This is a genomic window from Algoriphagus sp. CAU 1675 (genome assembly GCF_029222925.1).
In the GTDB taxonomy this organism is placed as follows: Bacteria; Bacteroidota; Bacteroidia; order Cytophagales; family Cyclobacteriaceae; genus Algoriphagus.
This window is the reverse complement of the sequence record NZ_JARHUI010000002.1, coordinates 521,359-540,433: the sequence shown is the minus strand read 5'-3', so window position 1 is coordinate 540,433 and position 19,075 is coordinate 521,359. Positions and strand designations below refer to the sequence as shown.

Annotated in this window: 14 protein-coding genes; 11 read left to right on the top strand and 3 right to left on the bottom strand. The window is 42.1% G+C overall.

Going from position 1 to position 19,075, the window contains the following annotated elements; translation table 11 throughout:
• Positions 1-48: 48 nt before the first annotated feature.
• Positions 49-558 carry a metallophosphoesterase family protein gene (locus tag P2G54_RS06365; RefSeq protein ID WP_275869325.1) on the top strand — a complete coding sequence of 170 codons (510 nt, stop codon included), beginning with the start codon at positions 49-51 and terminating at the stop codon, positions 556-558.
• Positions 559-616: 58 nt separating this feature from the next.
• On the opposite strand, the gene P2G54_RS06360 is transcribed toward P2G54_RS06365, so the two are convergent.
• Entirely contained in the window at positions 617-763 is a 147-nt protein-coding gene (locus P2G54_RS06360; protein ID WP_275869323.1) for a hypothetical protein, read from the bottom strand.
• A gap of 164 nt (positions 764-927) precedes the next feature.
• Here P2G54_RS06360 and hisS point away from each other — a divergent pair, with 164 nt between their 5' ends.
• Genes hisS through P2G54_RS06345 form a run of 3 tightly spaced genes read left to right on the top strand, consistent with a single transcriptional unit; the run spans position 928 to position 3,675 of the window.
• Complete coding sequence (hisS, locus tag P2G54_RS06355; protein ID WP_275869322.1) at positions 928-2,289, top strand: histidine--tRNA ligase; 1,362 nt, start codon at positions 928-930, stop codon at positions 2,287-2,289.
• 46 nt (positions 2,290-2,335) lie between these two features.
• The gene (locus tag P2G54_RS06350; protein WP_275869320.1) at positions 2,336-2,671 is read left to right on the top strand and encodes a YbaB/EbfC family nucleoid-associated protein; all 336 of its coding nucleotides are present in this window, start codon (positions 2,336-2,338) and stop codon (positions 2,669-2,671) included.
• Positions 2,668-3,675, top strand: a complete 1,008-nt coding sequence (locus P2G54_RS06345; RefSeq protein WP_275869318.1) for a glycosyltransferase family 2 protein — start codon at positions 2,668-2,670, stop codon at positions 3,673-3,675. Before P2G54_RS06350 ends, P2G54_RS06345 begins: the two co-directional genes overlap by 4 nt.
• On the opposite strand, the gene P2G54_RS06340 is transcribed toward P2G54_RS06345, so the two are convergent.
• Entirely contained in the window at positions 3,672-3,890 is a 219-nt protein-coding gene (locus tag P2G54_RS06340; protein WP_275869315.1) for a PspC family transcriptional regulator, read from the bottom strand. The two genes, P2G54_RS06345 and P2G54_RS06340, sit on opposite strands and share 4 nt — an antisense overlap.
• A 97-nt stretch (positions 3,891-3,987) precedes the next feature.
• Between P2G54_RS06340 and P2G54_RS06335 the strand changes: the two genes are divergently transcribed.
• The 4 genes from P2G54_RS06335 to P2G54_RS06320 all read left to right on the top strand — a co-directional run bounded on the left by P2G54_RS06335 (position 3,988) and on the right by P2G54_RS06320 (position 14,926).
• A complete protein-coding gene (locus tag P2G54_RS06335) occupies positions 3,988-5,748 on the top strand; it encodes a hypothetical protein (RefSeq protein WP_275869313.1) in 1,761 nt (586 codons plus the stop codon).
• A gap of 478 nt (positions 5,749-6,226) precedes the next feature.
• The gene (locus P2G54_RS06330) at positions 6,227-9,481 is read left to right on the top strand and encodes a TonB-dependent receptor (protein ID WP_275869311.1); all 3,255 of its coding nucleotides are present in this window, start codon (positions 6,227-6,229) and stop codon (positions 9,479-9,481) included.
• A gap of 52 nt (positions 9,482-9,533) precedes the next feature.
• Positions 9,534-11,267, top strand: coding sequence for a RagB/SusD family nutrient uptake outer membrane protein (locus tag P2G54_RS06325; protein ID WP_275869309.1), 1,734 nt, complete (start codon positions 9,534-9,536; stop codon positions 11,265-11,267).
• 137 nt (positions 11,268-11,404) lie between these two features.
• A complete protein-coding gene (locus P2G54_RS06320) occupies positions 11,405-14,926 on the top strand; it encodes an FG-GAP-like repeat-containing protein (protein ID WP_275869307.1) in 3,522 nt (1,173 codons plus the stop codon).
• Here the strand turns inward: P2G54_RS06320 and P2G54_RS06315 are convergent, their stop codons facing one another.
• Positions 14,927-15,688 carry a creatininase family protein gene (locus P2G54_RS06315; RefSeq protein ID WP_275869305.1) on the bottom strand — a complete coding sequence of 254 codons (762 nt, stop codon included), beginning with the start codon at positions 15,686-15,688 and terminating at the stop codon, positions 14,927-14,929.
• Between the two features lie 85 nt (positions 15,689-15,773).
• Between P2G54_RS06315 and P2G54_RS06310 the strand changes: the two genes are divergently transcribed.
• Genes P2G54_RS06310 through P2G54_RS06300 form a run of 3 tightly spaced genes read left to right on the top strand, consistent with a single transcriptional unit; the run spans position 15,774 to position 19,049 of the window.
• On the top strand, positions 15,774-16,751 hold the full coding sequence (locus P2G54_RS06310; RefSeq protein ID WP_275869303.1) for a N(4)-(beta-N-acetylglucosaminyl)-L-asparaginase: 978 nt from the start codon (positions 15,774-15,776) through the stop codon (positions 16,749-16,751).
• Between the two features lies 1 nt (position 16,752).
• On the top strand, positions 16,753-17,496 hold the full coding sequence (locus tag P2G54_RS06305) for a copper homeostasis protein CutC (RefSeq protein ID WP_275869301.1): 744 nt from the start codon (positions 16,753-16,755) through the stop codon (positions 17,494-17,496).
• Positions 17,493-19,049 carry a VCBS repeat-containing protein gene (locus tag P2G54_RS06300; RefSeq protein ID WP_275869299.1) on the top strand — a complete coding sequence of 519 codons (1,557 nt, stop codon included), beginning with the start codon at positions 17,493-17,495 and terminating at the stop codon, positions 19,047-19,049. The genes P2G54_RS06305 and P2G54_RS06300 overlap by 4 nt, the downstream gene beginning before the upstream one ends.
• The last annotated feature ends 26 nt before the right edge of the window (positions 19,050-19,075 follow it).

Below are 19,075 nucleotides of genomic sequence, written 5' to 3'. Positions count from 1 at the left end.
TTGGATGAGTTACATATTGAATCAAAAATTTAAGGCCTTTCAATCCAAATGTCCACTAAAATCGCATTGATTTCTGATTCTCACGGTTACATTGATCACATAACGCTACAATTTCTGGAAAATGTAGACGAAATCTGGCATGCCGGAGATATTGGAAGTCTGGAAGTGATGGAGGCATTGCCCAAAGAAAAAACTATCCGGGGAGTCTATGGGAATATTGATGGAGGAGAAATCCAGGAGTTTTATCCCGAATGGCAGGACTTTCAGGTAGAGGGAGTCAAAGTGCTGATGACCCATATTGGAGGAAAGCCACCTCGGTATGCAAAAGGCGTGAAAAAAAGAATTCAGGAATTCAGGCCTACTATTTTTGTTTGTGGGCATTCCCACATTTGCAAGGTTGAGTTTGACAAGGATTTGAATTGCCTGTACATGAATCCAGGGGCAATAGGGCAGCAGGGATTTCACCAGATGCGGACGCTTTTGCTCTTTGAAATTGATGGAGAAAGGGTGCTGAACCTCCGGGTTGCTGAACTGGGTAAAAGAGGGAAGCTGTCTTAGTTTAGGCAAAAAAAAAGCGGCTCTTGGCCGCTCGTGACTAATATCCCGGGATGGGAAATTATTTCTTTTCGAAAGACTTCTTCAGTTCTTCTATATCCACGTTTTTAATCACTGGCTGCGCACAAAGTTGCTTGATCTTGATTACACGTGTGTTCTGACCTTGTCTTTTTCTTCTTAATTTTCTCTTCAGAGTAGTAACTGCCATGGTCGTATGCTTTTAATGATTTGTTTCGAAACGAAGCGCAAAGGTAAGTAAACATTTCCTTTCTGCCTAAGGGAATACTGGAATAAATTATGCAACTCTCTTTAAACTGGGGGATTTATGCTTTTTTTCGGTAAATTTGGGCTTTAATCACCAAAAAATAACGCATGCAAAAGCCGAGTTTACCAAAGGGTACGCGAGATTTTGGGCCGGTTCAAATGGCTCGAAGAAACTTTATTTTGGATACCATCAAGGATACTTTTCAGTTGTTTGGATATAGCCAGATAGAAACCCCAGCAATGGAAAATCTCAGCACGCTTACTGGGAAGTATGGGGATGAAGGGGATCAACTGCTTTTTAAAATCCTGAATAGCGGGGATTACCTGAAAAATGTATCGGCTGAGGACCTGGAGAAGGGGGCATCAGCGACTTTGTCCAAAGTCTCCGAAAAAGGGCTTCGGTATGACCTGACCGTTCCTTTTGCCCGATTTGTGGTGATGAACAGAAATGAATTGACTTTTCCTTTTAAGCGATTCCAAATCCAGCCTGTTTGGCGAGCGGATCGGCCTCAGAAAGGGAGATATCGTGAATTTTACCAATGCGATGCCGACGTGGTTGGTACGGATAGCTTGGTCTGCGAGGCAGAGATCGTCTTGATGATCCGTAGGGTATTTTCAAACTTAGGGCTTCAGGATTACAGCATCAAAATCAATAACCGAAAAATTCTGACCGGAATCGCCGAGGCAATTGGGGAGGAGGGAAAAGAAGCTCCTTTGTGTGTTGCTATTGATAAGTTGGATAAAATCGGTTGGGAAAAAGTAAGTGAAGAACTATCCCAAAAAGGATTCGATAATAGCTCCATTGAAAAATTAGCTCCATTGGTCGAACTTCAATCCGATTATGCAGGGAAGGTTGGGTTTTTGAAAGATTTCTTGTCTTCCAGTGAAACAGGTCTTCAGGGTGTGAAGGAGTTGGAAGAGGTGTTTGGGATTCTGCAAAGCATGGGAGAAAATCTGGACCATGTGGATTTTGATGTCATGTTAGCCAGAGGGCTTTCCTACTATACCGGAGCTATATTTGAAGTGAAGGTGAATAACGTGTCCATAGGATCTGTGAGTGGAGGAGGTAGATATGATAATCTTACCGGGGTGTTTGGTCTTTCTGGTGTTTCCGGAGTTGGCTTTTCCTTTGGAGTTGATCGCTTGTATGATGTATTGGAAGAGCTTGGATTGTTTCCTGAAGAAAGTATTCAAAGCACCAAAATATTACTGACCTATTTTGACGAAAAGGGATTTAGATATGCCTTGTCTGTTCTTCAGCAGTTTAGAAAAGCTGGGGTAAGGGCTGAGATTTATCCGGACCAGGCTAAGATGAAAAAACAGTTGGATTATGCCAGTAAGAAAGGAGTGCCTTACGTTGGGATTTGTGGAGACCAGGAAATAGAAAGGCATTCTTTGGCCTTGAAGAATCTTGAAACTGGTGTTCAGGAGGATTTGACTATTTTTCAGGCAGTGGAGCTGCTTTCCTGATTCAGGCCAATTGGTCTATAGTTCTAAAATAAAAAACACAAAGCATATGTTTGATTTCATGAATATGATGAACAAAGTGAAGGAAGCACAGGCTAAAATAAAAGAAGCCCAAGCCAAACTTGTTTATCTCACAGCTGAAGGGGAATCCGGAGGGGGGATGGTAAAAGTTACCGTAAATGGTGAACGAAAGGTCCTGAAAATTGAAATGGATGAATCACTTTTGACCCCTTCTGACAAGGAAATGCTCAGTGATTTGGTGGTAGCTGCCACGAATATTGCCATGGAGGCCATTGACGGTAAAATCAAGGCTGCCATGAAATCCGCAACTGAAGGGATGATTCCCAATATTCCAGGCATGGATCTGGGAGGCATGTTTGGATGAGAAAGGCTGCTATTGTCATACTCAATTATAATGGGGAAGAAATGCTCAAGACCTTCCTCCCTTCTGTCGTTTCTGGCTCGGAATTCGATATTTGGGTGATTGACAATGCAAGTACGGATTCCTCCATCCAGCTATTGAATTCTAAATTCCCCAACGTGCAGACTATTTTACTCAAGGAAAACTTTGGATATGCCGGAGGTTATAATTGGGGACTTGAGGAGCTGAAAGGGAAGTACAAATACTATATTTTGCTCAATTCTGATGTGGAAGCAGTTCCGGGTTGGGATTTGGATTTGATCGAAGTTCTGGAATCGGATTCCGATCTCGCTGCTGTCCAGCCGAAGATTCTTTCCTATCAGGATAAATCCAAGTTTGATTATGCCGGTGCTGGGGGAGGTTTTTTGGACTCCTTATATTATCCCTACTGTAGAGGGAGAATTTGGAATACAGTGGAGGAAGATCATGGCCAGTATGATAATCCAATAGATGTGGACTGGGCTTCTGGGGCCTGTTTTGCAATCAGGGCTGACCTGTTTCACCAACAGGAAGGGTTTGATGCCCATTTTTTTGCCCATATGGAAGAAATTGACCTTTGCTGGAGAATGCGCAAGGCAGGTTGGAAAATTGGTTATACAGGAAAATCTGTTGTTTACCATTTGGGAGGGGCTACTTTGGATAGATCCAGCCCTCGAAAGCTATATCTGAATATCAGAAATAGTTTAAGCATGATTTTCAAAAATGCTCCAAAAAGCAGGTTTGCCCTAGTTTATATACCCAAGTTTGTTCTGGAATACATGGCGGCCTTTTCCTATTTTCTCAAAGGGCAAAGGCCATTGGCAAAGGCTATAGTTAGGGGTTATTGGGATTTTTGGACAAGCCGGAAATTAATTGAGAAAAATCCAATTGTCCCGAAACATGGATTTGAAGTGGAAAAAACTGGTCCGGTACGCTTTGTTTTTTTTAATCACCTGATCCTCCGAAAAAGGAACTTCTCTGATCTTTAATCAAAAAGTACGGGGTTATTCATTTTTCGGAAGTACTTTCGAATTTTCATCAACATGGCCATAGATACATATAAAATGACAGGTGATCCAAGGGTGATGAAGGATGAATAAATAAAAAACAGCCGAATACTATCAATAGGAAAGTTGAGCTTTTCACCCAGTCTGGAGCATACCCCAAATGCCCTTTCTTCAAAAAACAGCTTTAGCTTTTCCATAGTCTTGTGGTTTAGTACTTGGTAATTTACAAAAAAAACATTGACGAAATAGTAAAGCAAAATGTTGGCCCGATTGTTTCCGAATCCAAAAATTATATTGATTTTATTTCTATTCTGCTTTTGGGAGCTTCCTCTCCCTGCTCAGGAACTTCGCTTTTTGAAAGATGCGGAAGTAGTTCCTTCCAAGTTGGAATATTTCAGGGATTCAGTTCAATTTTCGGTCAAGGGTACCATTCCTATCGAATCTGTAGTTATTCCCCGAAATCCGGAATTAAGATTGATTTTTAAGGCAGGGGAAAAGTCTCTTGATCTTGGCTCACTCTTTTTGAGAAAAGGCCTGGCCAATTATTCTTACGAGCAAGATTTTAAACTTGCTTTTGAACCCTGGATGGGCGGTGCAAATCTCGAGCTAATTTTTTTCCAAGGAAAAAGGAAAACAGGAAAGCCTTACGAAAAGCGTGTGATCAGTCAAGGGGTGAAAACGACAGCTTTTTTGGCAAAAATAGGTCAGGTGATACCAGGAGAGGATATTCCTGTGTTGGGAATGATGTTTTCAAAAAGGGCCGAAGTAATGGCTGTTCAACAGACAGCTGAATTTACAATTCTGTTTGATCCGGGAACTGCTGAATTTGAAGAGTCTGATAACAATTTGAATCAATTGAATCAGCTAAGGACCTTTTTAATGAAAAACCCTGTGGTTTCATCGGTTAAAGTGACCGGCTTGCAATCTCCGGAAAAGGAGGAGGGGAGAAACAGTAAACTCGGAATGGACAGGGCTTTGGTAGTAAAGGATTTGTTGATTTCGGAGAATATCCTGCTTCGGGAAGATTTGATTGAAGTCAACTCCAGATGGAATGATTGGTTTGATCTAAGACTACTATTGACAGGTTACGATAAAATCTCTTCAGCATTAAGAGAGCGCTACTATTCAATTTTAATGGAGGAATCGGACTTTTTGTCCCAGCAGCTGGAATTGAAAAAAATACCTGGTTTTGAACAAGTTTCCCGAGACTTGTATCCAAATCTTAGGGCCGCAAAAATCGAAATTGTATCAGGTCCAAACCAAGGCCTCGCCCCATCAGAGTATGCAGTTTTAAAGGAGGAATTGGATAAACCCAGCTCTGTAAGCTCTCTTTCTTTTGATGACTGGGTCAAAGGAGCGGAAGAAAGCCCGAGGTTAGAGGACAAAGCGTTGATTTATTCAAGGATGACAGAGCTTTTCAATTCCTCAATGCCTTATAATAACTTGGCAGTGGTCAAAATGAGGCTTGCCCAACGTACCGTGGATCCAGATTTGAGAGAAAAACTTTGGAGTGAGGGGATCCGGCTACTTGAGCAAGGGATAAGAATCGAGCCTCATCCCTACCTATTTTATAATATGGGTCAGATCCTTGCATTGAAAGGGGCGTATTGGGAGGCTTACATTAAGCTGTCAGAAGCAGCAAGCAAGAGTCGAGATCCGGAGTTTTTGAAAACCAATGAAGGTCTTCGCGGAGCTTTGGATATTTTGAGAGGGGACTATAAGCTTGCAGTTTTACGTTTTGATTATCCATTTTCTGATTCCAAAGACTTATTTAATAAAGGACTGGCTTATTATTTGGCGGGAGATTTTGTGAATGCATCCCTTGCATTTGAAGAATCCGTTCTAAAAAACAGGGAATATGGATTCGGTTATTATGGCTTAGCGCTGATAGCCGCTAATAGTGGACAATTTGAGGTGGCCAGCATTCAGTTGGAGAAAGCACTCGCTGCCTCCTCTTTCCTTTCCGAGTATATTTTGACAGATCCCAACTTTGAAGAATTCCGGAACAGAGAGGGATTTTTCGATTGGTATAAAAAAAATAAATCGAGTAAATAATTTTTTTTCATTTGGAAAAAGGGTCAAAAAAAAGAGGGTTTGATTGGAATTAATTGGTAATTAAGACTTTTAAGTATGGACTTTGATCGATTTTCAAAAAAAAGATGATGAATCCAGGTAAAGAGGCAAACAAAGCCTAAGGAAAAATTGAGCTTTACCATATTTTATTTATGCTAAGAAATTTGAAATTTGTTTAAGAATCTTTAACATTGACAATTAAGTGAAACAGTAAAACCCAAAATGATTGCCAATGACCTATCTTTCTTAGCGACTTCACCCCCAACCGTAGCATCGTCAGATGCGCTCAAACCTATAGGATTTTATCCTTTTTGCAGGTATTCATACCAAGGTATAATAGCAATAGACCCCTGGAAATTCAGGACTCTTCTATTGCAATTATTTTGAGAATAATCGCAAACGATTGCATTATCAATTAACAAACAAGTAATTGAGATTAATCTTGTTACCCAATCTATCTATGTTTATGAAAAATGTTTACAAAAGTCTAAGTGTATTTCTAATGCTCTTAGTTTTAGCCAGTTCTGCTGCTTTCGCTCAGAGAGTAGTAACTGGTACAGTACTGGATGAGTACGATGTGGGACTTCCAGGTGTTTCTGTCCTGGTAAAAGGAACCACCACTGGTACCGCCACAGACATTGACGGTAAATTTTCCCTCAATGTACCTAATGACCAAGCGGTCTTAGTATTTTCTTTTATTGGTTATGCTACTATTGAACAAGTAGTAGGAAACCGCAGCGTTGTTGATGTGAGCATGAGTCCTGACGAGCAGACTCTTACCGAGATGGTCGTAACTGGTTATACCATCGACTCAAGACGCGAAACTACCGGTGCGATTGCAACTGTAAGTCCTAAGGACTTGACTGTAATCCCAACTGGTAACGTAGAACAAACTCTTCAGGGTCGTGTATCCGGTGTGACTGTAATTACCAACGGTCAGCCTGGCACTACTTCCATCATTCGTGTACGTGGTTTTGGTGCCTTCGGTGGTAATGAGCCTTTGTACATTGTAGATGGTCTACCTGTAGAAACTACAGATTTCTTGAATCCAGATGACATCGAGTCTACTACTGTATTGAAAGATGCGGCTGCGGCTTCCATTTATGGTGCTCGTGCAGCTAACGGTGTGATTATCTATACTACCAAAAGAGGTCAAAGAGGTGATAAGAAATTGAGAGTGGATTACAACGGTATGTTCGGTGTTACCACTCCTGGCCAAGGTTTGGATATGATGAACCCTCAGGATTTTGCTACCTATACTTGGTTGGCAGAAACTAACCAGGCTGCGATTGACGGAAGAGCTCCAAACTATAGCCACCCTCAATTTGGTTCTGGTTCTACTCCAGTGTTGCCTTACTACATCAACGTAGGAGGTGCCTCAGGTGTGGCAGGTCCTTTCTCGGCTTCTGAATTGGAAGCTCAAAGAGCACTTTACAACGTAGATCCTACAAAAGGTCCAGTATATCAGGTTGTAAGAGCTGCAACTGGTGAAGGAACTGATTGGTACAAAGAGTTGACTAGAAATGCTCCTTTGAACAGACATTCTATCGGTTTGAACGGTGGTTCTGAGACTAGTAGATTCTTTGTTGGTTTAGGTTTCCAGGATCAGGCTGGTATCATGATGGTCAACAATTTCCGCAGAATGACCTTCAGAGCTAACTCTGAATTCGACGTAACCAAGAAATTGAGAATTGGTGAAAACTTCCAGGCTACTTACCGTCAGGTATTGGGTCAGACTGGTGGAAATGGCGGTAGAGGTGTAGCACAGGATGAAAACGATATCCTTTCAGCTTTCCGTATGCCTTCCATCATCCCAGTTTATGATGAGTTCGGAGGTTATGCTGGTACGGCTGCTAGAGGTTTCAACAACCCAAGAAACCCAATCGCTAACAGAGAAGGTCAGCGTGACAACAGAAACTTCAATGCCAATATCTTTGGTAACGTTTATGCTGAATATGACATCTTGGATGATCTGAAATTCAGAACTTCCATCGGTGGTCGTTACAATAACTACTACTACTGGAACTACTCCAGATTGCAGTATGAAAACTCTGAAAACAACTCTGCTTTCGGTTATTCTGAAGGATCTGGATTTGTTTACGGATGGACTTTCACCAACACTGTTAGCTGGAAAAGAACTTTTGATAAGCATGCATTTGATGTAATTGCTGGTCAGGAAGCTTTGAATACAGGTGCAGGTAGAGATATCTCTGCTTCTGGTCAGAATCCTTTCTCTAAGGATCCGGACTTTATCAATATTTCCAACCTTCCGGTTTCCAGCCGTATTGTTAACTCCAGCTTGTATAGAGGTGTAAACTTCAACTCTTACTTCGGTCGTTTGAACTATGCGTACAACGACAAGTATTTGTTCAGTGCAGTTGTAAGACGTGACGGTTCTTCAAGATTCGGTGCTAACGCTAGATATGGTACATTCCCTGCGTTTTCTGCTGCTTGGAGAATTTCTTCAGAAGCTTTCTTGCAAAGTGCAACCTGGATCGATGATTTAAAAATCCGTGGTGGTTGGGGACAAATGGGTAATTCCAACAACGTAGACCCTAACAACCAGTATTCTCTATTCGGTGGTAACGTAGGAGCTTCTTCTTATGATATCACTGGTTCTAACTCCTCTGCTCAAATCGGTTTCAGAAGAACCCGTATTGGTAACCCTAACGCACAGTGGGAAACTGCAGAGACCAAAAACGTAGGTTTTGATGGTACCTTCTTCAACGGCCGTTTGGACGTAATCTTTGACTGGTGGAGAAAAGATACCAAGGACTTGTTGTTCACTGTTCCAATTCCTTTGACTGCAGGTAGCAATGCTTCTCCTCCAGCAGTGAACATCGGTGAGATGTTAAACAGAGGGGTGGATCTTTTGGTGTCTACTAAAGGAAACCTTTCTTCAGAATTCACTTATAACTTGACCGTAACAGGTTCTGTATTGAAGAATGAAATCGTTGCTCTTGCTCCAGGTTTGAGAGTGATCACTTCCGTGAATCCAGCTTATCGTGGAATTACTCCGATCAGAAACCAAGTGGGACAGCCTCTTTCTACCTTCTTCGGATACAAAGTAGAGGGTTTGTTTAGAAATCAAGAGGACGTGAATTCTCATGCAACTCAGGACGGTGCTGCTCCGGGACGATTCAAGTATGCTGATATCGATGGTGACGGTGTAATTACTCCTGATGACAGAACTGTATTGGGTAATCCAATTCCAGACTTTACCGGTGGTGTTAACTTCACCGTAAGCTACAAAGGACTTGATCTTTCTGCTTACCTATACACTTCAATTGGAAACGAGGTTTGGAACCAGTCTAAGTGGTTTACTGACTTCTTCCCAACTTTCGAAGGTGCTGCTATCTCTGAGCGTTTGAAAAATGCTTGGACTCCTCAGAATTTGGATGCCACTATTCCAATTGTGGATAGAACTTCTAACTTCTCTACATCAACTGTTGCTAACTCTTTCTATGTGGAAGATGGTTCTTACCTAAGACTTCAGAACGTAACTTTGGGTTATACACTTCCTCAGAACTTGTTGGATAAGTGGAATCTTGAAAGATTGAGACTATTTGCTTCTGCAAACAACCTATTCACCATTACTGGTTATGAAGGTTTGGATCCTGCGGTTGGTGGTAACGCTGACTTGACATTCGGTATCGACGTAGGTAACTATCCAGTTACTAGAGGTTACACTTTCGGTCTGAATGTCAGCTTCTAAGCTGAACACATTCAAAAGAATCGAGTTATAGAAACTATAATAGATTAATCAAATGAACAATTTTAAATTAAAAATCGGAGCCCTATTGTCATCTGCAGTGATGATGGTAGCAGTGAGTTGTAGCGATGATTTCTTGGACATTGCGCCTACAGGTTTGCTGGCCGAAGCTCAGCTGTCATCTTTGGCAGGTATCGAGGCTTCCCTGATTGCAGCATATTCTCAGGTAAATGGCCGTGGAAACAGATTGGGTTCTCCTTCCAACTGGGTATGGGGAAGTATCAGAGGGGGTGAGGCTAACAAAGGAACTGACCCCGGTGATTTTACGACCATTAACCCAATTCAGCGATATGAAAATAACGCTGCATCTGGTGAAATGGGATCCAAGTGGAATGTTTGTTACGAAGGTATTGCCCGTGCCAACAACGTACTTCGTCTGTTGAGTAATGCAGGTCCGGATGTAACTGACGCCGATAAAACAAGATTGGCTGCCCAGGCCAGATTCTTGAGAGCTCATTATTACTTTGAATTGAAGAGAGACTATAACAATACTCCATATGTAGATGAAACAGTGGATTATGGTAGTGGTTTGGAAGAAATCAGCAACAACCAGGATTTGTGGCCATTCATTGAGGCCGATTTCCAGTATGCAATTGATAACCTTCCTGCAACTCAATCTCAAGTTGGTAGAGTAAACTCTTGGGCTGCAAAGGCTTATATGGGTAAGGTTAAATTGTATCAGGCCAAGTACGCTGAAGCTAAAACTTTGTTAACTGATGTAATCAACAACGGTGTTACAAGTAATGGCTTGAAGTATGATTTGGTTCCTTATTATGATGACATGTTCCGCGGAGCTAATGACAACCATGAGGAGTCAGTATGGGCTTATCAGTCTGCTGCAGGTACTGGTTCGGTATTGAATGCAAACCCTGAGTTTGACTTGAACTTCCCTTACAACACAGGTCCTTCTGGTCCAGGTAACTGCTGTGGATTCTTCCAGCCAAGCTTTACTTTCGTAAATGCCTTCAGAACTGATGCCAATGGACTTCCTTTGTTGGACAAGTCTTACAATGATCCAGCGAATCGAGTTAAGAATGACATGGGCCTTACAAGTGCTGATCCATTTACATTGGATGCAGGTAACTTGGATCCAAGATTGGACCACACTGTAGGTAGAAGAGGAATTCCTTACTTGGGTTGGCAAGATCACCCAGGAGCTGCTTGGATCAGAAACCAGCCAAATGGTGGTCCTTACTCTCCAAAGAAGTATGTGTATTCTAGAGATGAACAAGGAACTTTCCAGGATAACTCTTCTTGGACTCCAGGGTACACCGGTATCAACTTTATGATTATCCGATTTGCTGATGTGCTTTTGATGGCTGCTGAGGCTGAAATCCAGGCAGGTGATCTAAACGTTGCAAGAGGTTATATCAACCGAGTGAGAGAAAGAGCAGCAGATTCCATGCTGAAAAGAGAGGATAATTCTTTGGCGGCCAATTACGTAATCGGTACTTATGATACGCCTTGGACTGACAAGAACGCTGCTATGAAAGCATTGATGATGGAAAGAATGCTTGAACTAGGTATGGAAGGACACCGTTTCTACGATTTGGTTCGTTGGGGTGTAGCTCAGGAGGAATTAGACTTCTACCTTGCATTGGACGGCTCAATCTTGACCGGTGCATTGGGTGGAGCTAAGTATTCTGATAAGTTTAAGTGGGTTCCAATCCCTCAAGATCAAATTGACTTGGTTGGAACTGACATTCTTATTCAGAACCCTGGATTCTAATCCATTTCAAATTTTATAATAAAAGGAGGTCAATTGGCCTCCTTTTTTATTGTTTTTACTGTTAAAAGCAGATTTTTATTTCACTGCTATCTTTCAAAATGCTAATTTCAAGGTTGACTCAGTTACCCCATTAACCTATGAAGTTTAATTACCCTCTCTTTCTGATTCTGATTGTACTAGGAGTTACTTCTTGCCAAAAAGAATCCCGTTTGTTTGAATTAAAAAGCCCTGATTTTACAGGTGTGGACTTTAACAATTTGATCACGGAAACTGATTCCTTTAATATTTTGACGGATGAGTATATCTTCAACGGAGGAGGTGTGGCTATCGCTGATTTTGATCAAAATGGCCTTTCTGACTTGTTTTTTACAGGAAATCAAGTTCCCAATAAATTATTCCTGAACCAAGGGGAATTCAAATTCAAGGATATTTCCAAGCAGTCTGGAATTGAGGCGGCTTCTCATTGGTGTACCGGTACTACGGTTGTGGATATCAATGGAGATGGGTGGATGGATATTTATGTGGCTTCTGCTATGAAAACCGGAGAAGGAGAGCGAGATAATCTGCTTTTTGTCAACCAAGGTTTGAATGGGGAGGGTATTGTTACTTTCCGTGAAATGGCCACCAATTATGGAATTGCCGATTCTGGGAATAGTATGGGGGCTGCATTTGTGGATTATGATCTGGATGGGGATTTGGACCTCTATGTTCTGAACAATGAGCAAAGTAAAATCACTCCTTCCAATTATAGAGAGAAAATAACAGATGGTTCCGCAATCAATAATGACAGCTTTTATAGAAACAATGGAGATGGAACGTTTACCGATGTTACGATAGAGGCAGGTATTACTATTGAAGGGTTTGGATTGGGTTTATTGATTTCGGATCTCAATAATGATGGTTGGCCTGATATCCATGTATCCAATGACTATGTGACAAATGACATTCTTTATATCAATAATCAGGACGGCACTTTTTCCAATCAGATCAAGGAAAAGTTAAAGCATCAAAGCCAGTTTTCCATGGGTTCGGATATCTCCGACTTCAACAATGATTCGAAGCCGGATTTGATTACCCTGGACATGTTGGGCGAAGACAATTACAGGAAGAAAACCACCATTGGTAAAAACTCCTATCAGGTATATATCAGCAATGAACAATGGGGGTATGAATATCAGCATGTAAGAAATATGCTGCATATGAATAACGGGCCTCAGGCACCATTTAGTGAAATTGGCATGTATGCCGGCATCTACCAGACTGATTGGAGTTGGTCACCTTTATTTGGTGATGTTGACAATGATGGACTCAGGGATTTATTGATAACCAATGGATTTCCTCGTGATATTACCGATAAGGATTTTGCGAATTACCGAGCGGATGTAGGAAATATTGCATCTGTTCGACAGTTATTGGATTCCATTCCTATTGTGAAGATTCCCAACTACGCCTTCAAAAATCAAGGTGATTTAAAATTTGAGGATTCCGGAGAATCTTGGGGTTTAAATAAACCTTCATTTTCAAATGGAGCAGCTTTGGTGGACTTGGATTTGGATGGTGATTTAGACTATGTGGTCAATAATATCAACGACCCGGCTTTCGTCTTTGAAAACACCTTGAACGGGAAAAATCAGGCAAATCAGTTTTTGAGAATTAAACTGAAAGGAAGCTCTCAGAATCCTCAGGGCCTTGGGGCAAAAGTTCGCTTGACCCTGGAAAATGGAAAAGAACTGTACCAAGAACAACAGGTGGTTAGAGGCTATATGTCATCCATCGAGGATGTGATGCACTTTGGTTTGGGAGAAGGACAGCAGACTGTGAAAGTATCAGTCACATGGCCCGATGGGAAAATTTCTACTCTTTCAAATTTAGCTCCGGGTCAGCTAATTGAAATTAACTATTCCGAAGCTTCTGCCGGTAAGTATCCTGACTCAAGAATAGATCAGGATCCAGTGGATGCTTTATTTTCAGAGGTTTCCTCTGAGAAAGGAATGGTTTATATCCATGAGGAGATGGATAAAGTGGACTATAATATACAGCGTACTCTTCCGCACAAACTCACTCAGTTTGGACCTTCTTTGACAGTGGGTGATGTGAATGGGGATGGACTTGAGGATTTACTTGTGGGTTCCTCCTCGGGTTTCGAGCCAAAACTTTTTGCCCAAAATTCGGATGGGACTTTCTCTTCAGGGAATCTCCTACCGGGACAAAATCCAGCTTATGAAGAAATGGGCATGTTGCTTTTCGACTTGGACAATGACGGGGATTTGGATCTGTATGCGGTCAGTGGTAGTAATGAGTTTGCACCTAATTCAGCTGAGTATTTGGACCGTCTTTTCATCAACGATGGAAAAGGGAATTTTGAACTTGACAAGAATTTCAGCCAAGTAAAAGCAAGTGGGTCAGCAGTTAGGGGAGCTGATTTCGATGGGGATGGATTTATGGATTTGTTTGTGGGAGGTAGGACTCCAATCGCCCAATATCCGTATCCAGAAAACAGCTTTTTGCTGAGGAACATCAATGGGATCCTTTCAGATGTAACCGATCAAGTGGCCCCTGAACTTCGAAAAGCCGGAATGGTAACGGATGCTATTTGGTCCGATGTAGACATGGATGGACAGATAGATCTTGTAGTTGTTGGGGAAATGATGGAGATCAGCATTTTCAAAAATCAGGCTGGGTCCTTTAAAAAACTGGAGAATACCGGATTGGAGAATTATCTCGGATGGTGGAATTCAATTAGCAGCGCAGATTTCGACCAAGATGGGGATATGGATTTTGTAGTAGGCAATATGGGGGCTAACAACCATTATCACTCTACAGCGGGAATGCCGGTTAAGGTTTACGGAAAGGATTTTGATGGCAATGGCAGCGTGGATCCTGTCACTTTCGCTTGGTATAAAAACAGAGAAGGAAAATACGAATCATTCCCCGGACATTTTTGGGATGATCTTTACGGGCAAAGCATTCTATTTAGAAGGAAATTTGAACGGTATAAGCTTTATGCCCTGACTACGGAAAACACCCTCTTTACTGAGGAGGAAAGGAAAGAGGCTTTGGTCTTGACGGGTAATTATGACCGGTCAGTTTATTTGGAAAATCTGGGCCAGGGAAAGTTTAGCGTGAAGGAGCTACCTACTTTGGCACAACTTGGGCCTGTGAATGGTATAGTGACGGATGACATCAATCAAGATGGACTCATGGATATTCTTTTGGTTGGGAATGATTTTGGAAATGAAATTTTCATTGGCAGATTGGATGCCTTGATTGGGTTGGCACTGCTCGGTGATGGGCAGGGGAATTTCAGACCGATGGGAGTTGAGGAAAGCGGTTTTGTTGTGCCAGGTGATGCCAAGGCTATAGTGAAGCTTAACAGTGCCACCGGAAGCCCACTTTATATAGCGTCACAAAACAGAGATAAGCTGAAAGTGTTCCAGGCGGGTTCGGTGGAAGGAAAATCCGTAACTCCCGGCCAGCAAGTCATGGCATTGGTTGTGGAATTGGAAAATGGGAAAAAACAGAGAATTGAATGTACCCTTGGGTCAGGATTTCTATCCCAGTCTTCCAGGGAAGTTACCCTTCCTTCTGGAGTAAAATCTGTAAAAGTAATAGACTATAAAGGAAGAGAGGAAAGTCTTGATCTTTCCTCCCTCAATTGATTATTTATACATTTTACCGGGCTGAACGTCACAGATCTCTTTGATCAAAATAGCGATCTTATCAGTCACATCTTCAAAATAGCGCCTTCCCTTTTCAGGGGAGGCTTTTTTTGGATCTCCGATTCCAGTGTCTTCGGTTACTTCTGACCATTTTCTTTCAGCCCAGGCCCATTTTTCCCTTACTCCTGAAATGATGGATTTTTTTTCAGCTCCGTCTCCTGCTTCTTCCAATGGAAGTATCAAATCAGGATGTAGATATTGGATGATGGCAGTTTCCATTTCATCAGCATGGTCTCCGCTTTCTTCAAAATACTTGGACTTGTCCAGAGCCTGAAACCAGTTGCAGGTGAATAGCATCATTTCCGGGAATTTCAGTCCTAGTTCTCTGAGCATGGTTTTAAAATCATTTCCACCATGACTGTTCAGAATCAGTAGCTTTTTAGTGCCTTGTCTGTCCAAAACTTCAATGATATCTCTGAGAATAGCTAATTGGGTACTTGGATATAGGTTCATGTCCAGGTAGATATCCGACTGTCCTGTATTGACTCCAAATGGGATGGTTGGAAGGATTACTACATTGCTTCCGGCTTCCCAAGCCTTCCTTCCGGATTCCGCACCAATAGCATCAGCCTCATAGACGTCTGTACCATAGGGCATATGGTAATTATGTGCCTCAGTGGCCCCCCATGGAAGGACTGCAAGTTCGAATCGGTGGGATTTGAGATTTTTCCAATTGGCTTCTTTCAGGATGTAAGGTCTCATGTAATTTTCAGGAAGAATTAGGGTGAAAATGGCTTTATTCGGGCCAAAATTGATAATTTAAACTCTCGAATCTAAAATAGCTCCTATGTCCCAAAGAAGAAAATTTATTAAACAATCCCTCTTGGGATCTGCACTTTTTATACCGGGAATCTCTAAAGCCTTTACTACGGTTTCCAAGGGTTTTTCCCCAGGGGACAAACCTCTAATTTTATCCACCTGGAATCATGGGATGCCAGCAAATGATGCGGCCATTTCAAAGCTTAAATCAGGAGGAACGATCCTGGATGCCGTGGAGGCAGGGGTAATGGATACGGAGTTGGATATGAATAACCTTTCGGTAGGTTTGCAGGGATTGCCTGACCGAGAGGGAATCACCACATTGGACGCCTCCATTATGACTGGAGATGGATCTTGTGGTTCTGTAGCCTTTGTCAGACAGGTTAAACATCCTATATCTTTGGCTAGGGCTGTAATGGAGAAAACTCCTCATGTCATGCTAGCAGGAGAGGGTGCCCGCCAATTTGCAATTGCAGAGGGATTTCCTCTGGAAGAAGAGGTGCTTAGTCCTAAAGCTTCGGAAGCATACGCTCAGTGGAAGAAAACCAGCCAGTACAAGCCTGTGATTAATATTGAAAATCACGATACCATTGGGATGATTGGGATCGATGCAAATGGTAACTTGGCCGGCAGCTGTACGACTAGCGGGCTGGCCTATAAAATGCATGGAAGAGTAGGGGATAGTCCTATTATCGGAGCGGGTTTGTATGTGGACAATGAAGTTGGGGCTGCAACAGCTACTGGTCTCGGAGAATCAATCATTCGGATCTGTGGTAGTTTCTTGATAGTGGAACTCATGCGACAGGGAAGAACTCCCCAAGAAGCCTGTGAGGAAGCCGTAAAACGTCTAATTGCCAAAAACAGGGATATTAAAAATATTCAGGCCGGATTTTTGGCCATGAATAAAGAGGGGCAAGTCGGAGCCTATGCCGTTCACCCGGGCTTTAATTTTGCAAAAGCCACCTTGAATGAAAATACATTGATTGATTCAAAAAGCCATTTTTAAGATGAGTGCTTATTTGCTAGAGGCCCCGGTATTTAACTTGGAGGCTGCCTTGGAGGCTGCCAGATTTGGAATCCACCGACTGGAGTTGTGTGCAAACTTCCCTGAAGGAGGAGAGACGCCTAGTGCCGGCATGGTCCGTTTTCTCAAAAATCAAATAGATATTCCTGTTTTTGTCATGATCAGACCCAGAGGAGGGGATTTTTATTATTCCCAAAAAGAGCTTATGGTGATGAAAAGGGATATTGAAATTCTGGGAGAAATGGGCGCTGACGGTTTTGTTTTTGGGGCTTTGGACGAAAAGGGCTATGTAGATACAGAGTCCTGTGAATCCTTGATCCGCACCGCAAACGGAAAGCCTTGTACTTTCCACAGAGCTTTTGATGCCTCAGCTGATTTTTACGATTCCCTTGAGAAAATAATTGATTGTGGGTTTCAGAGAATATTAACTTCCGGTGGGCAAAATACTACCAGTGAAGGCCTTGGTTTCATTATGGAATTAATGGAAAAAGCCGGTGACAGAATCATAATCATGCCAGGCGGTGGATCTAAACCCAGTCATGTGGAGCTTTTTTCAGAATCCCCTTACTTCAAGGAAATTCATGCATCCTGTAAAGTTAGAGTTCCAAGTGCCAATCAGTATGTTAATCCCAATGTAAACTTCTCGGATGACCCAGAATCTTTTACTCATCATTGGGGGATTGATCAACAGGTTGTTGAGGAGTTTTTGAAGTTGATTGAAAAATGAGAATCCCGCATTCCCTTAGTTTGTTTGCCCTATGGATAGGGCTAGCCTGTCAACCTATAGCCGAAAGAAAGCAACCTGTACCTACCTTGGAGCAGTTGGCAACAGCCAATTTGAATTTGAGCGGAGAACAGTTGGCTAATTTTTATTGTGCCAATTGCCACCTAAAACCAGAGCCAGAAGTTCTGGATAAAGCAACCTGGGAAAAGAATGTTTTGCCCGATATGCGAATGCGGATGGGCTTGTATTTGGAGGAGGACTTTGGGAGGACTCTACCAAGGGATATGGGGGTTCCTGAAGGAATTTACAGTGATGTTCCTTTGATCAAGATCAAGGACTGGGAGAAATTAAGGGCTTATTATCTTGAAAATGCACCAAATGGACCTTTGCCTCAGAAAGCCAAAATTGCACCCCAGGTCGGACTCCCAGGGTTTCAAATAGAGGTGCCAAAATTTGACTTTGTCTATCCAGACCTTACAACGATGGCCAGTATAGATCCTGAGTCCGGGCAAATTTGGGTTGGGCACAGGTTTAAGAAGTTATTTGTTTTGGATGGGAAAAGAGATTTTAAATTATTGGACTCTATCACAACCAATGTAGCTCCGGTGGATATTCGCTGGAAAGAACAGGGAGAGTTTGATTTATTGACCATGGGTTTGATGGATCCTTCCAATGATTCGTTGGGGACATTAAGCCGGTTTTCTGGATCCTTTGGGGATTGGACGCAAAGTCAAATCCGAGACAAGTTGATCAGACCAGTTCAGATATCCTATGGGGATTTGAATGGAGATGGTTTAGAAGATCAGGTGATCTGCCAGTTTGGAAATCATATCGGCAAGGTGAGCGTATATTTTGCTGATTCCAACTCCACTTTCAAGGAGGAGGTACTCAAATCATTACCTGGGGCTACTAGGACCATATTGGACGATTTCGATGGGGATGGAGATTTGGATGTTTTGGGTATGCTTACTCAGGCTAAGGAAGGAATATATCTTTGGGAGAATGATGGTCAGGGGAATTTTGAGGAGAAAAGACTGCTGAGTTTCCAGCCTGCATTTGGGTCCAGTGATTTTAGGTTTAAGGATGTAAATGGGGATGGGGCCAAAGATTTGATTTTGGTGAATGGTGATAATGCAGATTTGAGTCAAATCTTAAAGCCTTACCATGGTTTGAGGATCTTCATCAACAATGGTAATGGAGAGTTTGAAGAAGATTTCTTCTATCCCATGTATGGAGCTACCGGCCTTTCAGTGGAGGACTTTGACCAAGATGGAGATCTGGATATTTTTGTGATTTCCTTTTTTCCGGACAAAAATGAAGCGCCTGGATTGGATTTAATTTATTTCAGGCAAGAAGAATCAGGTGAATTCAATCCTTTCTATTCTGAAAAGATTCCAAGAGATGGATTGTTGACAATTGCTTCTGGAGATATAGACGGGGACCAAGATTTAGATGTAGTAATCGGGAAATTTAAATTTGATGAACTCTATGCCCAACCTAAGGATCAATGGTCTCCTATTCTAGTGATTCGGAATAATCTTTTTAGTAATAAATAATAAATAAAATAATTATTTGAATTTTT

What these genes read in the sequence shown, in the direction of transcription:
- P2G54_RS06365 (WP_275869325.1), top strand. Translation starts at nt 49, where the DNA reads ATGTCCACTAAAATCGCATTGATTTCTGATTCTCACGGTTACATTGAT.
- P2G54_RS06360 (WP_275869323.1), bottom strand. Translation starts at nt 763, where the DNA reads ATGGCAGTTACTACTCTGAAGAGAAAATTAAGAAGAAAAAGACAAGGT.
- hisS (WP_275869322.1), top strand. Translation starts at nt 928, where the DNA reads ATGCAAAAGCCGAGTTTACCAAAGGGTACGCGAGATTTTGGGCCGGTT.
- P2G54_RS06350 (WP_275869320.1), top strand. Translation starts at nt 2,336, where the DNA reads ATGTTTGATTTCATGAATATGATGAACAAAGTGAAGGAAGCACAGGCT.
- P2G54_RS06345 (WP_275869318.1), top strand. Translation starts at nt 2,668, where the DNA reads ATGAGAAAGGCTGCTATTGTCATACTCAATTATAATGGGGAAGAAATG.
- P2G54_RS06340 (WP_275869315.1), bottom strand. Translation starts at nt 3,890, where the DNA reads ATGGAAAAGCTAAAGCTGTTTTTTGAAGAAAGGGCATTTGGGGTATGC.
- P2G54_RS06330 (WP_275869311.1), top strand. Translation starts at nt 6,227, where the DNA reads ATGTTTATGAAAAATGTTTACAAAAGTCTAAGTGTATTTCTAATGCTC.
- P2G54_RS06325 (WP_275869309.1), top strand. Translation starts at nt 9,534, where the DNA reads ATGAACAATTTTAAATTAAAAATCGGAGCCCTATTGTCATCTGCAGTG.
- P2G54_RS06320 (WP_275869307.1), top strand. Translation starts at nt 11,405, where the DNA reads ATGAAGTTTAATTACCCTCTCTTTCTGATTCTGATTGTACTAGGAGTT.
- P2G54_RS06315 (WP_275869305.1), bottom strand. Translation starts at nt 15,688, where the DNA reads ATGAGACCTTACATCCTGAAAGAAGCCAATTGGAAAAATCTCAAATCC.
- P2G54_RS06310 (WP_275869303.1), top strand. Translation starts at nt 15,774, where the DNA reads ATGTCCCAAAGAAGAAAATTTATTAAACAATCCCTCTTGGGATCTGCA.
- P2G54_RS06305 (WP_275869301.1), top strand. Translation starts at nt 16,753, where the DNA reads ATGAGTGCTTATTTGCTAGAGGCCCCGGTATTTAACTTGGAGGCTGCC.
- P2G54_RS06300 (WP_275869299.1), top strand. Translation starts at nt 17,493, where the DNA reads ATGAGAATCCCGCATTCCCTTAGTTTGTTTGCCCTATGGATAGGGCTA.